We start from the raw sequence: 15,912 nt of genomic DNA, 5'->3' as shown, positions 1-15,912 counted from the left end.
CATCGCGGCTGCCGGAGGTGGCCGCGACCATCCCGCACTCGCCTACTCAACGAGGGAGAATGCCGTGCCCACCGCTTCCACGCTCGCCACCACAGCCCTGGCCGGGATAGCCCTGGCCTTCGCTGCCGGAGTACTGTTCACCGCCCTGGGCCGCCGCCTCGGCCAACCCGCCGTGGTCGGTGAGATCGTCGCCGGGATCTGCCTGGGGCCCAGCCTGCTCGGGCTCCTCCCAGGCGACCTGCCGGCCCGGATCTTCCCGACCGACATCCGCGGATACCTGAGCGTCCTCTCCCAGGTCGGCCTGCTGCTCTTCATGTTCGTCATCGGCTGGGAGTTCGACCGGCGGGGCGTCAGCGGACGGGTCGGTTCCGCCGCGACCATCTGGATCAGCTCGCTGCTGGTGCCGCTGCTCCTCGGCAGCGGGCTCGCCTGGGGCATCTACGGCTCCCAGCACACGGTCGGCGGCCACACCGTGCCGTTCACCGGATTCGTGCTCTTCATCGGCGTCGCCATGTCCATCACGGCCTTCCCGGTACTGGCCCGGATCGTCGCCGAACACGGCCTCCAGCGCTCCCCGCTGGGCACCCTCGCGCTCGGCCTGGCCGCCATGGACGACCTGCTCGCCTGGTGCATGCTCGCGGTGGTGGTCGCCATCACCAGCGCCGCCGGCGTGACCGGGTTCCTCTCGGTCATGGGCTGGTCCGTGCTCTACCTCGGCGTGATGCTGCTGCTGGTGCGCCCGCTGCTGACGGTGGCCGCACGGCGACTGCGCTCCGAGTACGCCGCGTACGCCGCTCCGCTGGTCGCGGCCGGTGCCTTCGCCTCGGCCTACGTGACCGCGCGGATCGGCCTCGACTCCATCTTCGGCGCCTTCGTCTTCGGCCTGGTGATGCCCCGGTTCGACACCGAGGACCGGCTGCTGCACAAGGCCGTGTTCATCCCGGCCGAGACGGTGGGCCGGCTCCTGCTGCCGATCTTCTTCGTGGTCACCGGCCTGTCGGTGAACCTGACCTCGCTGACCGCGGGCGGCCTGCTGCAGACGCTGGCGATCATCGCCGTGGCCTGTGTCGCCAAGCTCGGCGCGGTCACCCTCTCGGCCCGGCTGACCGGTATGGGATGGCGTGACTCGACCGTGCTCGGGGCGCTGATGAACACCCGTGGGTTGACCGAACTCGTGCTGCTCAACGTCGGGTTGAGCATCGGGCTGCTGACCGTGCAACTGTTCACCGCGATGGTGCTGATGGCGCTGGTCACCACCGCGCTGGCGGCCCCGCTGCTGAACGCGCTCGTCCCGGCCCACACCGAGCCGGTCCCGGCCGCCGCCGCGGTACCGGAGCAGCAGACCGTCTGAGTCGGCAGCGCGGGCCGGGCCCGCGCTGCCGCGGGTGCTCAGGCGCGGGCTGCCCGGCCCTGGTAGGGGCAGACACCCTGGGTGGCGGCGGCGACGGCGGCGGTCGCCGTCGTCGCCGCCGTCGCGGTCGGGCTCGGGGTGCCGCCGGTGCCGCCGAGCAGTTGCAGGATCTCCTCGGAGAGCAGGTCCTCGGTGCCCTTGAGGGCGTCGGCCAGGGTCTGGTCGGTGCAGAAGACCATCTCGGCGGCGATGTTGTCCTGGACGATCCGGGCGAGGTTGTCCAGTGCGGTGGCGACCGGGTCGGCCGGGGTCTCGGCGGTGGACAGGTCGATCAGGTGGCTGTCGACCTGGGCCGGGTCCATCAGGTTCCTGATGATGATGGAGTTCTGGTTCTTCACGGACGTGGTCCACATCTCCAGGACCACGACGTACAGCTCCGACCAGGCGGTCGGGCCGAGTTGGGCGCGCCACTGGTTCATCAGCGCGGTGACGCCGTCGATCTGCGCCTGGGACGCGTAGTACATGTTGGTGCGGATGTCCTCGTACACGCTGCCGGTGTAGGTCTCGAAGGACTTCATGTCGACGTACTGGCTCCGGGTCGCCTGGGCGATGAACTGCTGCGCGCCGTCGATGATGTTCGCGCACGAGGTCTGCAGGTCCGGTGGCAGCTGCGCGGCGGCGAGCTGCTGCCGGGCGGTGGCCAGCGTCGCCGAGAAGGCCTGGAGCGGCGGTATCCAGTCGGTGCCGGGGCCGTCGAAGGCGACCATCGCCAGGTCGTGCGGGTCGATGTCGGTGCTGTGCCACGCCGGGACCTGGTTGCTCAGGTAGGGGGCGATGACGGTGTAGATGCCGAGCGGGGTGTGCGCGATCGCCTTCGCCATCTCGAAGACCACCCCGGCCGGGTGCACCGCCTGCTGCTGCCCGTTGACGACCAGGGTGTACAGGCCGCCCTGGGCGTCGTTGAAGACGACCACGACCGGGCTCAGGTGCGTGGTGAGGTCGGCCTTGAGCGTGTCGTAGTTCTGCTGCATGGCGGTGTCGACCGCGCGGATCGCGGCCTGGGCCCGGAGCACCTGGGCGGCACCGGCCGCCGTCGGCGCGGAGGCGGTGGCGGTCGGTGTCGGCGCCGCGGTCGCGGTGGCGCTCGGGTTGGCGTTCGCGGCGCCCGGGGCGCCGACGAGGAGCGCCGCGGCACTGGCTGCGGCGCTGCTGCCGAGGATGGTTCTACGGGTGACCACTTCGGTATTCCCCCCTTGGGAATGATGCTGCGGGTTGCGGTCGGGAGTTCGTTCCGCCGCGGCGGACACCACGCCTCTGGGAGCGTGGCGTCCGCCGCGGCGGGGCCCGGCGGACTCAGCCGAGGGCCACGGCCGACGGTACGACGACGCCGTACAGGTCCTCGATGGTCGCCAGCGCGCTGTGGTGGACCTGCTCGGCGGACACCTCGGCCACCGCCGTCCGCAGCGAGCGGGTGGCCGAGGCGTCGGCGACGACGGTGGGCCGGTTGCCGCGCAGGAACGCGCCCTGGGCGGTGAACGCGACGCACATGTGGGTCATGAATCCGGCGATGATGACGTCCTTGGCACCGGCGCCGTCGACCAGGTCGCCCAGGTCGGTGTCGAGGAAGGCGTTGGGGACCTGCTTCACCACCACCGGCTCGCCGTCGGCCGGGGCGACCCGGGGGTGGATCCGGCCGATCTCGGCGCGGATGTCGTACGGGGTGCCCTCGCCGCCGTCATTGATCACGTGGATCACCTTCGCCCCGGCGGCCCGGGACCGGGCCAGCAGGTCCGCCGCGGCGTCCAGCGCGGCGTTCCAGCCTTCCAGCTCCATCACGCCCTGGGTGTAGGTGTTCTGATAGTCGATCAGGATCAGCGTGGCGGTCGCCGGGGACGCCGGGGTCTGGTCGAAGCCGTTGAGTTCGCGCAGGGTGGTGGAAGGCATGGCTGCCCCTTCTCGGGAGGTGCGGGAGGTGCGGGATGGTCCGGGTACTCGGGGGTGATTCCTGGGAATCGGGCCAGCTCACAGCGGCCGGGACTCACGCTAGGATCCTGCGGGGGTGACGGCAATGTCATACGACCCGCAGATACGGACATCCGGGGGAGCGGCGCCGCAGATGGATGAAGCCCAGGTGAACGCCCTCCGGCGGCTCATCGTCATCATGCTGTTCGACGGGGTCGACCTGATCGACGTGACCGGGCCGCCGGAGGTGTTCGCGCTGCTACAGCGCGAGATGCGCCAGGAGACCGGCTACCAGGTGGTCCTCGCCGCCGAGAGCACGGAGCCGGTCACCACCTCGGCCGGGGTCCGGATCCTGCCGGACGCCACCTTCCAGGCGGTCGCCGGGCGGAGCATCGACACGCTGGTGGTCCCCGGCGCGGTCGACACCGACGAGCAGCACCGGGTCCACGCCCGCACCGACCCGGCCGTGGTCGCCTGGGTGCGGGTGCTCGCCGGTCGGGCCAGGCGTACCGCGTCGGTCTGCGTGGGCGCGCATCTGCTGGCCGCCGCCGGGCTGTTGGACGGCAAGCGGGCCACCACGCACTGGTCGACCGCGGGGCAACTCGCGGCGGACTTCCCGGCGGTGGCGGTCGACGCCGATCCGATCTTCATCCGCGAGGGCGACGTGTGGACCGGCGCGGGCATCACCGCCTGCCTCGACCTGTCGCTGGCCCTGGTCGCCGAGGACTTCGGCGAGGCCGCCGCCATGGCCGTCGCCCGCCAGCTGGTGATGTACCTGAAGCGCCCCAGCGGCCAGAGCCAGTTCAGCGTCCCGATCGAGACCACCTCGACCACCAGGCGGATGGACGACCTGCGGCACCACATCACCCGGAACCTGGCCGGGCGGCTCACCATCGCCGACCTCGCCCGGTACGCCCACATCGGCGAGCGGCAGCTGACCCGGATCTTCCGGACGGAGCTCGGGACGACCCCGGCGGCCTACATCGAGGCCGCGCGGGTCGAGATGGCCCGCAACCGGCTCGAATCCACCGCGGACTCCCTCGAACGCATCGCCTCGACCTGCGGCTTCGGCACGGTCGACACCCTGGTCCGGGCGTTCCGCCGCACGCTCAACACCACGCCGACGGAGTACCGGTCCCGGTTCCGGCACTCCGTCGACCGGCCCGGACCGGAACTCACGCGGGGCGTAGTTCCAGCGTGCAGCACTTGACGCTGCCACCGGCCTTGAGCAGTTCGGTGATGTCGATGCCGATCGGCTCGAAGCCCCGCTCGCGCAGCCGCTCGGCGAGGGCGACGGCCGCCTCCGGCAGGACCACCCGGCGGCCGTCGGAGACGGCGTTCATGCCGAAGACGGCGGCGTCCTCGGGGGTGGCCAGGACGGCCCGCGGGTAGAGCCGCTGGAGCGTGGCGCGGCTCTCGGCCGAGAAGGCGCCGGGGTAGTACATGATCTCGGTCTCGCTGAGCACGGCGAGCGCGGTGTCCAGGTGGTAGTAGCGCGGGTCCACCAGCTCCAGGGTGACCACCGGACGGCCGAGCACCCGCTCCGCCTCGGCGTGCGCCCGGCGGTCGGTGCGGAAGCCGGTCCCGGCCAGGATGCGCTCACCGACGACCAGGTAGTCGCCCTCGCCCTCGTTGGTGAACTCGGCCTGCCGCACCACCGGGTAGCCCCGCTCCCGGAACCACGCGAGGTAGGCGGGGGCCTCGTCCTGGCGCTGCCGGTGGCGGAACCGGGCGACCAGCGCCCTGCCGTCCACCACGGTCGCGCCGTTGGCGGCGAACACCATGTCCGGCAGGCCCGCGACCGGTTCGATCACCTCGACGGTGTGGCCGAGCCGCTGGAACAGCGCGTGCAACTGCTCCCACTGGGCGATGGCGTTGTCGGTGTCCGTCGGCTTGGCCGGATCCATCCACGGGTTGATGGAGTAGTCCACGGTGAAGTGCGTCGGACGGCACATCAGGTAGTGGCGTGGGCGGGCCGTACGGGTGTTGTCCGAGGACACGGTGGGGGTTCCTTCCGAGTCGGTGCCGGTGTCGGGGTTCAGGAGCCGATGCCCTGGGCGAAGGTGAAGAGCCCTTCCGGGTCCACCCGCCGCTTGATCTCCAGCAGCCGCGGGTAGTTGGCGCCGTAGTACGCGGTGCGCCAGTCGGCCAGGTCGGGGTCGGTGAAGTTCAGGTAGGACCCCTCGTCCAGGTGCGGGGCCACCGTCCGCCGCAGTTCGGCCAGCCAGCGGAGGTTGGCCTCGACGGTGGCCGGGCTGTCCTGCTCCCCCCAGGAAGTGTCCAGGCTGACCAGGTAGTTGGCACTGCGGTGGGCGAACGCGGTGGCCGTCGGGGCGACCCGGTTGATCGCGCCGCCCCAGCCGAACAGGGCCAGGCCGCAACCGTCCGGATTGGCGCCGCCGGGGCGGCGTTCCAGCAGGTCGAGGGCGGCGGCCACGGCCTCGGGCGGCAGCGGTTCGGTGGCGAACCCGGTCTTCACCGCGAACGCGCCGCCCGAGGTCTCGTGCAGCAGGTAGTCCTTGGCCTGCCAGAAGCTGCGGTCGGCGATGTCCTCGCGGAACGGGCGGGCCAACGACAGCACCGGGTCCAGGAGTTCGCGCAGTTCGCGGGCCGGTCCCAGGTGCAGGCCGATGGCCGACACGGTCGTCCCGGAGCCCTCGGCGGCGTTGACGCCGAGCCGGAGCGACACCTCGTCCGGGGCGTCCCGCATGATCTCCTGGAGCACCGCGAAGACCTTGGCCGCGTGCGCCCCCTCCCACAGCAGCAGGCAGGTGGAGACGTCCGGGACCGCGGAGGCCTGGAAGGTGAACGAGGTGTTGATGCCGAAGTTGCCGCCGCCACCCCCGCGGCAGGCCCAGAACAGGTCCGGGTTCCGCTGCTCGTCGCAGGTCAGCAGTTGCCCGTCGGCGGTCACCAGGGTCGTGCTGACCAGGGCGTCGGCGGTCAGCCCGAGCTTGCGGGAGGTGGCGGCGGAGCCGCCGCCGAGGGCCAGCCCGGCGATGCCCACGGACGCGCCGTTGCCGAGCGCGAAGGCGATGTCGTGCGGCTCGATCGCGGCGTACACGTCGGCCATCAGCGCGCCGCCGGCCGCCGTGACCAGCCCGGTGGAGCCGTCGGCGGTCACCGTGCCGAGCGCCCTGAGGTCGACCACCAGGCCGGTGTTGACGGAGAACCCGGCGTAGCTGTGCCCCCCGCCGCGCGGGACGATCGGGGTGCCGGTCCCGCGCGCCCAGTCGACGGCGCGGCGGACGTCGGCGACGTCGGCCGCGGCCAGTACCCGGGCGGGCGCGGTCCGGGTGAACCGCCGGTTGTAGGGGGCGCTGGACGACTGGAACCCGGCCTCGCCGGGGCGCAGCACCCGGCCGGTGACGCTCCGCTCCAGCCGGCTCCAGTCGGCCTCGGAGACCGGCCGCCGCGGATCGGGCGTCACCGGGTCACGTCCTCTTCGATGCAGGAGGTCCCGGTCGCCGCGTGCGGGCCGTAGCGCTCCCAGACCTCGTGCAGCCGCACCCGGCCGTCGGCGGTCAGCTCGGGGGTGTTCACCGTGTGCCCGCAGACCACCTCGCCGGAGACGAAGACGATGGTGTAGCCCATGGCCAGGGTGCCGTCCGGCTGCCGGGTACCGGCGGTCCAGCCGCGCCGCACCGGGCCCCCGGCGACCTCGCCCCAGACGAGGTCGTCCTGCTGGTGGTAGACGGCGACGGTGGCCAGGTCGCCGTCCGGCTTGCGGAACCTGCGCCCGTTGTAGTCGATCACGCGCTCCGCTCCGTCCCGGACTCCGGGCCGAGGAACTCGGCCGCCATCGCCCGGTCCCACCAGATGGCGTAGTAGGCGAAGTCCTCGTCGTACGGGTTGACGACGCTGTGCTCCACGTCGGGCCCGATGGTCGCCAGGTCCCCGGCGGTGAGGAGCTGGCGCCGGTCGGCGGTGACCACCTCGGCGCGGCCGGACATGGCGATGAAGATCTCCCGCTCGCGGTGGGCGTGGCCCTCGGAGACGTCACCGGGGCGCAGTACGCACCAGGCGCCGCGGAACGGCGTGTCCACTCCGGGCCACGGGTGCAGCAGTTTCATGTCCAGGCCGTGGGCCCGGGTCAGGTCCTCGGACTCCTGCGCGCGAATGGTCACGCCAGGAGGCAGTTGGTCGGTCAACGTCCCACTCCGATCGACGTCCTTCGTTTGGGCGGCCGTGCGACAGCCATCAGGCTAGGAGCGGGCCGCACCCCGTCGACAGGGGAACTCTTCCCGTCCGGCAGGGAATCTGCGTTCGGGCCGCAGGAACCCCCTGGGCCGCGGTCGGGGGGCTCAGCCCTGACCGCTGCCCAGGCCCGCGTCGCGGGCCAGCACGATCGCCTGCGCGCGATCGGCCACCCCGAGTTTGCCGAAGATGGTCGAGATGCGGTTGCTGATGGTCTTGGACGCGAGCGCGAGCTCCCGGGCGATGGCGCTGTTGGACTTGCCCGCGGCGATGCGTTCGATCACCTCCCGCTCCCGGTCCGTGAGTTGCGGGAACGGGTAGTAGTCGGGCGTGGTCGCGGGGCGGATCAGGTCGCTGAGCCGACCGGCGATCGACCGGTCCACGATCCCCTCACCGGCGGCCACGGCCTGGATGCCGCGCAGGATCTGGTCCGCACCCGCCTTCTTGATCAGGTATCCCCGGGCCCCGGCGTGGAACGCCGAGGTGATCGCCTTGTCGTCGTCGTCCGAGCTGAAGACCAGCACGCCGGTGGCCGGGATCAGGCGCAGGACCTGCACGATCACCTGCATACCGGCCGCGCCGTCCATCAGCGGATCGAGCACCAGCACATCGGGGCGGTAGCGGGATGTCTCGGTGAGCACCTCGCCAGTTGTTGATGCTTCACCGACAACCGATATGTCACCGAAGTGTTCGAGCATTGAACGCACGCCGTGGCGAATCGCGGGTTGGGCGTCGGCAAGCAGGACGGTGAGCGGAGCGGTGGCAGTGCGCCCGGAGGTGAGTTCGTCGTTGGGCCGATGGCCTCTGACGTCCCGCCGCACATCGACGTGCGAAGGCAATGGCCACGGTAACCCGCTGCTGCTCTCAATTCGGTTCATCTGCCCCTCAAGAAAGGAGTTCCTCCAGCTGGGTCGTTCAGGTAGCGCGGTTCGACCGGTGCCGGGGCACCGAGAACTACCGATCACGAGGCCTGGTGACGTGGCGTCAGATCGGTGACAGACCTAAGCGGATGCCGCCGAACTGCGCGAAGAGGATCTGCGCCTGGAGGGACCCCGCCCGCCGCCGCTCCGGTGAGGCGGTACCGAGGTCGGCACCGGGGTTTCGCTGTGCCTGCCGCCGACACCCGGCGCACGGGTCAGGTCGGCGTGTCCCCCCTTCGCGTGGTGCTGGTTGACGCTTGAATCAGGTGGCGACCCCCCGTTCCTGACCTCAAGCGCATAAATACGTGCTACCTGAATTGAACTGAAGTGAGCTGAGCCGAGGCTAATAGAAGCGTATGTGAAATGGCTAGAGGGCAGCGACCAGTGCTTTGCGGTGCTCACGTCACCGACGGTTGTTGAGTTGTCATGACCGCGATATATATGTACGTGTCAGCAGGTAATTCCGCAATCGGGCCGCACATGGAAGATGCCTTGCCGCACCCGCCGGAGACGGTCAGGGGGAACCCGTCCGCGCAGGTCGCAAGGCATCCTCCAGCCAACCGGGCTCAGCCGCCGGTTGATCCGACCATCCCGGCGCGGTCCGCCGCCGCCCGCTGGATCTCCTCGCGGCTGCGCCAGTGCGACCAGAAGGCGCCGGTGTACCCCAGTCCGCTGAGGCTGGTCAGGAACGGGTTGTCCGCGTAGTTGTTGTCGTTCTCGCTGGAGCCGCTCAGCGTCGGCAGCATCACCCGGTGGTAGTCGGCGGGGTCGATCAGATCCCAGAGCTGGTCCACCGCACTGCTCCACCGCTCGTCCGGGTCGGTGGCCGTCGCCGGATCCGGCAGCAGCTCCGGCGAGAAGTAGCAGACCAGGCGGAAGTTGCCCTGCTCGTCGAACATGAACTGCCGCTCGTACTCCACCGGCCCCGAGCAGGCGGCCAGCGGCTTCAGTACGATCGGCCCGCCGGCGCCGTCGGACCGCAGCCCGGGCAGGGTGCGCACCGAGTCGCACTGCTCGGCCATGGCGATGCCCATCGGCGTGTACGGGAACAGCCGCAGCCCCATCGAGAAGCCGGTCACCGTGGCGTCCAGCGCCATGAACGCCTCGACGCAGGCGCGCATGCTGTCCGGCGTCTCGCCGGGCATGCCGAACAGCGCCTCGACCATGGTGAGCATGCCGTGCTGGTGGCAGAGCCGGACCAGCCGCTCGGTGTCGGCGAAGTCGTAGTAGGTGGTGCCCTTCTCGGAGACCTTCCAGCCGCGCAGCATGTCCGGACGCACGTGGTCGGAGCCCACGTTCACGCCCCGGCACCCGGCGGCGGCCAGCAGTTCGGCGAACTCCTCGTCGAACGGGCTGGGTTGGCAGTAGACCCAGAGCCGCAACTCGTTCAGCGGGTTCGCCGGGTCGGCGTGCTTGCGGCGGACGACCTCCCGCAGCAGTTGCTTCGCGTGGTTGATGGACAGGTTGAACTCGCTGTCCGTGGTGTGCTGGTCGAGGATGCCCTGGGCGGCCAGCGACTGCATCTCGTCGACCACGGCGGCGACGTCGCGGCGGGCGAACCGGGTGCCCTTGGCGTCCGGCTCCACGCAGTGCGAGCAGCGGTAGGAGCAGCCGTTCTTGGTGAGGATCCCGGCGAGGCCGCCGCGCTGGTAGTACAGCAGGTTGTCGACCTTGTACGGGGCCCCGGAGCGGCGTACGTAGCTCGCGGTGCCGTCCACCTGCCACACCCGGTGCTCGAACTGCCCGCCCGGTTGCGGCGGCACGGTGCGGCCGTGCCGGGTGGTGAGCACCGCCGGGGGTACCCGGGTGACGCCCTCGTCGGTGTTGCGGATCAGGCCCGCCACCGTGCCGGTGTCCCGGCCGGTGTACAGCGCGTCGGCCAGGTCGCAGATGATCCGCTCGCCGGGCCCCTTCACGCCGTACTCGATGCCGAAGTAGTCGACCAGGGCGAAGGGCATGCTGGAGAAGCCGATGCCGCCGCCGACGATCGGCGCGTCGGTCAGCCGCCGGATCTCGGTGATGATCTCCTTGTGCTCGCCGACGAAGGGGCGCTGCTCGAAGGCGTAGACGGTGTCCGTGTTGCGGACGGTGACCCCGACCAGCATCGGGCTGCGCAGCGCGAAGTACTCGGCGAGGTAGGACTTCCAGTCCTCCCGGTGGAAGGTGAGGTCGAGTACCTCGACCTCGAAGTCCGCGGCCTCCAGGGCGGTGGTGAGCACATCGAGCGCGTAGGGCGCGATCGGCGGATGCACCTTGTTGGGGTTGACCAAAAGGACAAGACGACTGCTCATCGGGATTCCTGTCGGACTAGACGATGCCGAGGGCGATGCCGAATTCGGGCTTTCCGCCGACCAGGTAGGCTCCGGCCGACTGCATGATGCGGTCCTGCGCGATCAGGTGCTGGCACATGGTGGTGGTGTCGCGCAGCCAGCGGTCCATCGGCGAGGTGCGGCTGATGGACCAGGTCTGGAGCAGGTCGTAGAGCCGGTTGACGATGGAGCGCGAGGTGCGGAAGGAGTGCACCCAGGCGAGGGGTGAGGCGGCGCGCTCGTCGGGGGTGAGGTCGTCCAGGGTGCCCCCGGCGGCGAGCACCTCCCACTGGCGGGTCATGCTGGCGTAGACGCCGTTGCGGGTGGCGTTGTAGTCGGCCTCGCACTCGGCGAGGGTGACCTGCACCCGGAAGCTGTCGGACCAGGCGGTGCCGGTCATCCGGTCGATCCGGGTGAGCGCGATGCCCCGGGCGTGGTCCAGCGCGGCCCGGGCCACCCCCAGCGGCACCCCGCACATGCTCCGGGTGAACGCGTCCGGCTGGGCCAGCGGTCCGGGGCGTCCCTGCGCGGTCTCGAAGGTGTAGCTGTGCTCCTCGGGGACGAACACGTCGGAGATCGTGTAGTCGCAACTGCCGCTGCCGCACAGGCCGGTGGTGTACCAGTTGTCGATCGTCCCGACCTGTGCGCGGGGCACCAGGAACTGGCGGGACTCGTGCGGGTTGCTGCCGTCGGGGCTGGCGTAGGGCTCGCCGTCCTGGAAGACGAACGCGCCGGAGGTCACCCAGTCGCTGTGGCCGATCCCGCTGCCGAAGGACCAGCGTCCGCTGAGCCGGTAGCCCCCGGGGACGCGTTCGGCCCGGCCGGAGGGCTGTAGCAGCCCGGCCATGATCAGGTCGGGGGTGGGGAACATCTCCTTGGCGGCGGTCTGGTCCACGAACCTGCTGTAGATCCCGGTGTTGGCGCCGATCACGCCGCACCAGGCGGCCGAGGCGTCGCCGTAGGCCAGCGCCTCCACCACCTGTGTCTGCTCCATGGAGGTCAACTCCAGGCCGCCCCAGTCCCGGTCGAGGCACATCCGGAAGACCCCGCTGCCGCGCAGCAGTTCCACCAGGTCGTCCGGCAACTGCCGGTGCTGCTCGATCTCCGCCGCCCGCTCCCGCAGTATCGGCGCCAACTCCTGCGCCCGGGACAGGAGTTCGGCTGCGGTCCGGGGCATCCCGGCCACCGTGGTCTGGGTCGTGGTCATCTGTCCGTCCCTCAGCTCGTCGGTGGTGCCGGTGCCGGTCACTCGTCCACGTCCAGCAGCCCGGCGGGCATGGCGAACGGGGCGTCCGGCACCGGCGGGCCGAGCGGTTCGGCGTCCAGCCGGACCAGTGCCGCCGCCGCGGTCAGCCGGTCCTGGACGCCGCGGGTGTCGTCGGCCTCGCAGATCACGAAGGAGTGCCGGGCCAGGTAGCCGCCGGGCGGCAGCCGCAGCGCGGTGCCCGGTTCGGCCATCGGCGCCGCGGTCACCAGCCCCGGCGCCCCGGTGGGCACCGTGACCGACCGCAGCAGGCAGTCCGACTCCGGGTAGTTGAACCGGATCCCGGCCACCGACCGCCGGGACGGCGCGGTGTCCGGCCGCTGACCGGTGGCCACGTCGAAGAGCACCTCGCCGGGCTCGATGCCGGTGGCGATCCGGCCCAGGAAGGGGATCAGGTCCCCGCCGAGCCGTCCGTTGACCTCGATGATCAGCGGTCCGCGCTCGGTCAGCCGGACCTCGCTGTGGGTGATCCCGTCCTCGATGCCGAGCGCCTGGTGCGCCCGCGCCAGGTGGCCGATCAGGTCGCGGTCCGCCAACAGCGGGTCGGCCCCGTCCACGATGTGGCCGACCTCCTCGAAGTACGGGTGGTCGCTGCTGTACTTGCGGGCCACGAACAGCGGCAGGTACTCGCCCTTGTGCACCGCGCCGTCGATGCTGATCTCCGGCCCCGGCGCGTACTCCTCGACGATGACGCTCGCCCGGTACGGCCCCGGGTCGACCTCGCTCGCGGCCAGCGCGATGCGGAAGGCCTCGTCCAGTTCGGACGCGTCGGTGGCGAACACCACGCCGATGCTGGCGCCCATGGCCCGGGGCTTGAGCACCACCGGGTAGCCGATCCGCTCGGCCGCCGCCCTGGCCCGCTCGACCGCGGTGGTCAGCTCGAAGCCGGGCTGGTGCAGCCCGGCGGCGGTCAGCTCGGCCCGGGTGAGCTCCTTGTCCCGGCAGCCGCGCACGCCGCGGGCGGACAGGCCGGGCACGCCGAACTCGGCGGCCAGCAGGCCCGCGTCCAGGACCAGCGGCTCGTCCCAGCACATCAGGCCGACCACGTTGCGGCGGCCCGCGATCCCGCGGGCGGCGGCGGCCAGCGTCTCCGAGTCGAAGAGGTTGGCGACCACCACCTCGTCGAAGTACTCGCGCTGCCAGCTGGGGTTGAGGTTGTTGAGCAGTACCAGGTCCAGACCCGCGGCGCGGGCGCGGCGGCTGATCGGCGCCACCAGGTACTCCCGGTACACCTTCAGCCCGCTGCCGACGACCAGCAGCGTCCCGTTGGTGGTGGTCATGCTGCCCCTCCTGCGGAGTGTTCGGGGGTGGTGCGGCGGGTGAGGAGGTCGGTGAGGATGTCGTTGGAGCGTTGGGCGAGGACGCTGATGAGGGAGTCGGCGATGCCGTGGGTGGCTTCGTTGACGCCTTGGAGGTAGACGGCGGCTTTGGCGGGGCCGAGGTCGAGGCGGTAGTTGCGGTTGACGGTGATGTCGGTGGTGCCGGTGTGGGTGGCGAGGTTGCGGATGATGGTGGGCATGCGGGTGTCGTAGCCGGTGCCGAGGAGGATGAGGTCGCAGGTGAGGGGTGCGGTTTTGCCGGTTTTGCGGTCGTGGAGTTCGAGGGTGATGCGGTTGTTTTCTTCGCGGGCGTCGGTGATTTCGGTCATGGGGATGACTTCGGAGCGGGTGGTGCCGGTGAGGCGGTTTTGGTAGAGCATCATGTAGAGCTCGTCGAGGAAGGGGGGTGCGAGGCCTGCGTAGTTGGTGAGTCTCATTTCGTCGAGGATTTGGGCGCGCATGTCGGGTGGGCTGTCGTGGAATTCGTCGACGAAGGAGGGGAAGAAGAGCTCGTTGACGAATTTGCTGGTTTGGTAGTTTTGGAGTCCGATGGAGCGGACGAGCATGGTGATGTGGCTGTTGGGGAGGTTGTCGTGGAGTGCGTAGAACATTTCGGCGGCGCTTTGGGCTCCGCCGACGACGACGGCGTGGAGGGGTTGGTCGCGGTTGATGGTGTTGATGCGGGTGCGGTAGTGGCTGCTGTGGATGAGGCGTTCGGGGGGAGGTTGGCGAAGACGGGGGGGATGTGGGGGTCGCGTCCGCCGCCGATGACGAGGTCGCGGGCGTGGATGGTGTCGCCGTTGGTGAGGGTGACGTTCCAGGCTTTGGGGGTGCCGTCGTGGTCGGGTTCGGGGGTGATGGTGGTGGCGCGGGAGTCGTATTGGATGGTGACGTGGTGGAGGTTGTGGGCTACCCACTGGAGGTAGTCGGAGAATTCCCAGCGGAGGGGGTGGAAGGTGCCGAGGTTGACGAATTGGTCGAGTCGGCCCTGGTCGTGGAGGAAGTTGAGGAAGGTGAAGCGGCTGCGGGGGTTGCGGAGGGTGACGAGGTCTTTGAGGAAGGAGACCTGGCTGCGGGCCCAGGGCATGAGCAGGTCGCGTTGCCATTTGATGTCGGGTGCTTGTTCGAGCAGCAGGGTGTTGTCGGCCAGTTCGGTCGAGCCGCTTTCTTCGATGGCGGCGGCCAGGGCCAGGTTCGCTGGTCCCGCGCCGATGGCCAGGACGCCGACCTCGCGGTCAGTCACAATTACCCCCTCGGATACGGTGCGTCGGTGGATGAAGGAAGGACGTGCGGTGCGGTCGGCGCGGTCACGGCGCCTGCGGCTCCGGCCGGAGCTCGATGGTGATCAGCTCGGCGGCGGCCTCGGCCAGCCGCAGCGCCTCGGCCGAGGTCTTCGCGCGGGTCATCACGATGCCCGCGCGGTCCCAGGAGTTGCGCAGCCCGGTGTAGGTGTGGCCGGACGGGACCGGGCAGTCGGCCAGCAGCACGCCCTCGGCCCGCCCCGCCTCCTCGACCCCGAGCACGCGCTCCACGGTGCCGGGACCGGGCGCCAGGAACCGCACCGCGGTGCCGAACTCGGCCCGCTCCGGCAGGGCGCCGGGCTGCTCGCCGCGCATCAGCGCGTAGTAGCCGCGGAAGAGCTCCACCGGGTAGGCCGCCTCGATGATGTCCGGGATGGCGTCGCCGGGCATCCGCCCCGCGCACTCCACCAGGTAGGGCACGCCGTCCGAGACGATCCACTCGCAGTGGGTGATCCCGGTGCCGAAGCCCACCGTCCGCAGCAGCCGGGTGGTCTGCGCCGCGAGCAGGCCGGTCAGCTCCGCCGAGATGTCGGCCGGGACGACGTGGCCCAGCTCCACCGGGTACGGGCCCGGGAACAGCTGCTTGCCGGTGACGTTGGTGAACACCGGGACGCCGTCCCGCACCAGCATCTCCACGCTGTACTCGTCCCCGTGGACGAACTGCTCGGCCAGCATCTGCAGCGGCATCGGCCGGTCGGGCACGAAGACGCCCTCGTCCTGGACCAGGCACTCGGCCCAGGCCTGCTCGACCTCGGCCGGGTCGTGCACCACGCGGGTGCCGATGGACGCCTGCCGGTTGGCCGGCTTCAGCACCACCGGTCCGGACCGGCCGCGCATGAAGGCCAGCACGTCCTCCACGCCGCCGACCCGGACGCTGGCCGGGTTGGCGATCCCGGCGGCGGCACTGACCTGCCGCAGCAGCGCCTTGTCCCGCAGGATCTGGGCGGCGCCCAGGCTCGCGCCGGGCAGGCCGTAGCGCTCCGCGAGCCGGGCGGCGAACGGCGTCGCGTACTCGACCGCCGGGATCACCGCGACCGGGTCGAGGTCGGGGTGGGCCTGGTAGAACTCGTCCGCCTTGCCCGGCAGGTGGTGCTCCCACTCGATCACCTCGCGGGCGAACGGCACCTGTTGGATGATCTCGGCCACCTGCCGCTTGCGGGCGACGTCCGGCTCCTCGATGTAGACCACCGAGTTCTCCGGCTGGAACGCCCTGATGAACGGGATGGTCAGACCCACGTAGCCGACGACCAGGACCGGTCCGGTGAGTGCGGGTTGTTCGCTCATGCCAT

Annotated in this window: 13 protein-coding genes and 1 pseudogene; 2 read left to right on the top strand and 12 right to left on the bottom strand. The window is 70.7% G+C overall.

Annotated features, from left to right (window positions below):
* Positions 1-64 precede the first annotated feature (64 nt).
* Positions 65-1,351 carry a cation:proton antiporter gene (locus GXP74_RS27155; protein ID WP_182453860.1) on the top strand — a complete coding sequence of 429 codons (1,287 nt, stop codon included), beginning with the start codon at positions 65-67 and terminating at the stop codon, positions 1,349-1,351.
* Positions 1,352-1,389: 38 nt separating this feature from the next.
* Here GXP74_RS27155 and GXP74_RS27150 read toward each other — a convergent pair whose 3' ends face one another.
* Together GXP74_RS27150 and GXP74_RS27145 are read right to left on the bottom strand one after the other, a co-directional pair.
* Positions 1,390-2,589 (bottom strand): hypothetical protein, encoded by a 1,200-nt coding sequence (locus GXP74_RS27150; protein ID WP_182453859.1) that lies wholly within the window; start codon positions 2,587-2,589, stop codon positions 1,390-1,392.
* A gap of 115 nt (positions 2,590-2,704) precedes the next feature.
* Positions 2,705-3,295 carry a cysteine hydrolase family protein gene (locus GXP74_RS27145; protein ID WP_182453858.1) on the bottom strand — a complete coding sequence of 197 codons (591 nt, stop codon included), beginning with the start codon at positions 3,293-3,295 and terminating at the stop codon, positions 2,705-2,707.
* Positions 3,296-3,467: 172 nt separating this feature from the next.
* Between GXP74_RS27145 and GXP74_RS27140 the strand changes: the two genes are divergently transcribed.
* Positions 3,468-4,523 carry a GlxA family transcriptional regulator gene (locus tag GXP74_RS27140; RefSeq protein WP_370468463.1) on the top strand — a complete coding sequence of 352 codons (1,056 nt, stop codon included), beginning with the start codon at positions 3,468-3,470 and terminating at the stop codon, positions 4,521-4,523.
* On the opposite strand, the gene ddaH is transcribed toward GXP74_RS27140, so the two are convergent.
* The 10 genes and pseudogenes from ddaH to GXP74_RS27090 form a co-directional block, all read right to left on the bottom strand.
* Entirely contained in the window at positions 4,489-5,268 is a 780-nt protein-coding gene (gene ddaH, locus GXP74_RS27135; RefSeq protein WP_182456669.1) for a dimethylargininase, read from the bottom strand. The genes GXP74_RS27140 and ddaH overlap by 35 nt on opposite strands.
* Positions 5,269-5,351: 83 nt before the next feature.
* Positions 5,352-6,743: an FAD-binding oxidoreductase gene (locus GXP74_RS27130; RefSeq protein WP_182453857.1), complete on the bottom strand. Its 1,392-nt coding sequence runs from the start codon at positions 6,741-6,743 to the stop codon at positions 5,352-5,354.
* Positions 6,740-7,069 carry a hypothetical protein gene (locus tag GXP74_RS27125; protein ID WP_182453856.1) on the bottom strand — a complete coding sequence of 110 codons (330 nt, stop codon included), beginning with the start codon at positions 7,067-7,069 and terminating at the stop codon, positions 6,740-6,742. Before GXP74_RS27125 ends, GXP74_RS27130 begins: the two co-directional genes overlap by 4 nt.
* Positions 7,066-7,440, bottom strand: a complete 375-nt coding sequence (locus GXP74_RS27120; RefSeq protein ID WP_225448223.1) for a cupin domain-containing protein — start codon at positions 7,438-7,440, stop codon at positions 7,066-7,068. Before GXP74_RS27120 ends, GXP74_RS27125 begins: the two co-directional genes overlap by 4 nt.
* Positions 7,441-7,617: 177 nt before the next feature.
* Complete coding sequence (locus tag GXP74_RS27115) at positions 7,618-8,253, bottom strand: response regulator transcription factor (RefSeq protein WP_225448684.1); 636 nt, start codon at positions 8,251-8,253, stop codon at positions 7,618-7,620.
* 743 nt (positions 8,254-8,996) lie between these two features.
* Positions 8,997-10,721, bottom strand: a complete 1,725-nt coding sequence (gene tsrT / locus GXP74_RS27110; RefSeq protein ID WP_182453853.1) for a tryptophan 2-C-methyltransferase — start codon at positions 10,719-10,721, stop codon at positions 8,997-8,999.
* A gap of 16 nt (positions 10,722-10,737) precedes the next feature.
* Positions 10,738-11,946, bottom strand: a complete 1,209-nt coding sequence (locus GXP74_RS27105) for an acyl-CoA dehydrogenase family protein (protein ID WP_182453852.1) — start codon at positions 11,944-11,946, stop codon at positions 10,738-10,740.
* Between the two features lie 38 nt (positions 11,947-11,984).
* Positions 11,985-13,283, bottom strand: a complete 1,299-nt coding sequence (locus GXP74_RS27100; protein ID WP_182453851.1) for an ATP-grasp domain-containing protein — start codon at positions 13,281-13,283, stop codon at positions 11,985-11,987.
* Positions 13,280-14,565, bottom strand: a pseudogene (locus GXP74_RS27095) (SidA/IucD/PvdA family monooxygenase). Before GXP74_RS27095 ends, GXP74_RS27100 begins: the two are co-directional and overlap by 4 nt.
* Before the next feature lie 64 nt (positions 14,566-14,629).
* Entirely contained in the window at positions 14,630-15,907 is a 1,278-nt protein-coding gene (locus GXP74_RS27090; protein WP_182453850.1) for an ATP-grasp domain-containing protein, read from the bottom strand.
* Positions 15,908-15,912: the final 5 nt, after the last annotated feature.

Origin of the sequence: Streptacidiphilus sp. P02-A3a, assembly GCF_014084105.1 — a bacterium.
Lineage (GTDB): Bacteria > Actinomycetota > Actinomycetes > Streptomycetales > Streptomycetaceae > Streptacidiphilus.
The sequence above is the reverse complement of the archived record's forward strand: the minus strand, read 5'-3'. Positions and strand labels throughout refer to the sequence as shown.

Bases quoted from the DNA above. Each gene is read 5' to 3' on its own strand.
- GXP74_RS27145 (WP_182453858.1), bottom strand. From the start codon at position 3,295: ATGCCTTCCACCACCCTGCGCGAACTCAACGGCTTCGACCAGACCCCG.
- GXP74_RS27140 (WP_370468463.1), top strand. From the start codon at position 3,468: ATGGATGAAGCCCAGGTGAACGCCCTCCGGCGGCTCATCGTCATCATG.
- GXP74_RS27105 (WP_182453852.1), bottom strand. From the start codon at position 11,946: ATGACCACGACCCAGACCACGGTGGCCGGGATGCCCCGGACCGCAGCC.
- tsrT (WP_182453853.1), bottom strand. From the start codon at position 10,721: ATGAGCAGTCGTCTTGTCCTTTTGGTCAACCCCAACAAGGTGCATCCG.
- ddaH (WP_182456669.1), bottom strand. From the start codon at position 5,268: ATGTGCCGTCCGACGCACTTCACCGTGGACTACTCCATCAACCCGTGG.
- GXP74_RS27090 (WP_182453850.1), bottom strand. From the start codon at position 15,907: ATGAGCGAACAACCCGCACTCACCGGACCGGTCCTGGTCGTCGGCTAC.
- GXP74_RS27100 (WP_182453851.1), bottom strand. From the start codon at position 13,283: ATGACCACCACCAACGGGACGCTGCTGGTCGTCGGCAGCGGGCTGAAG.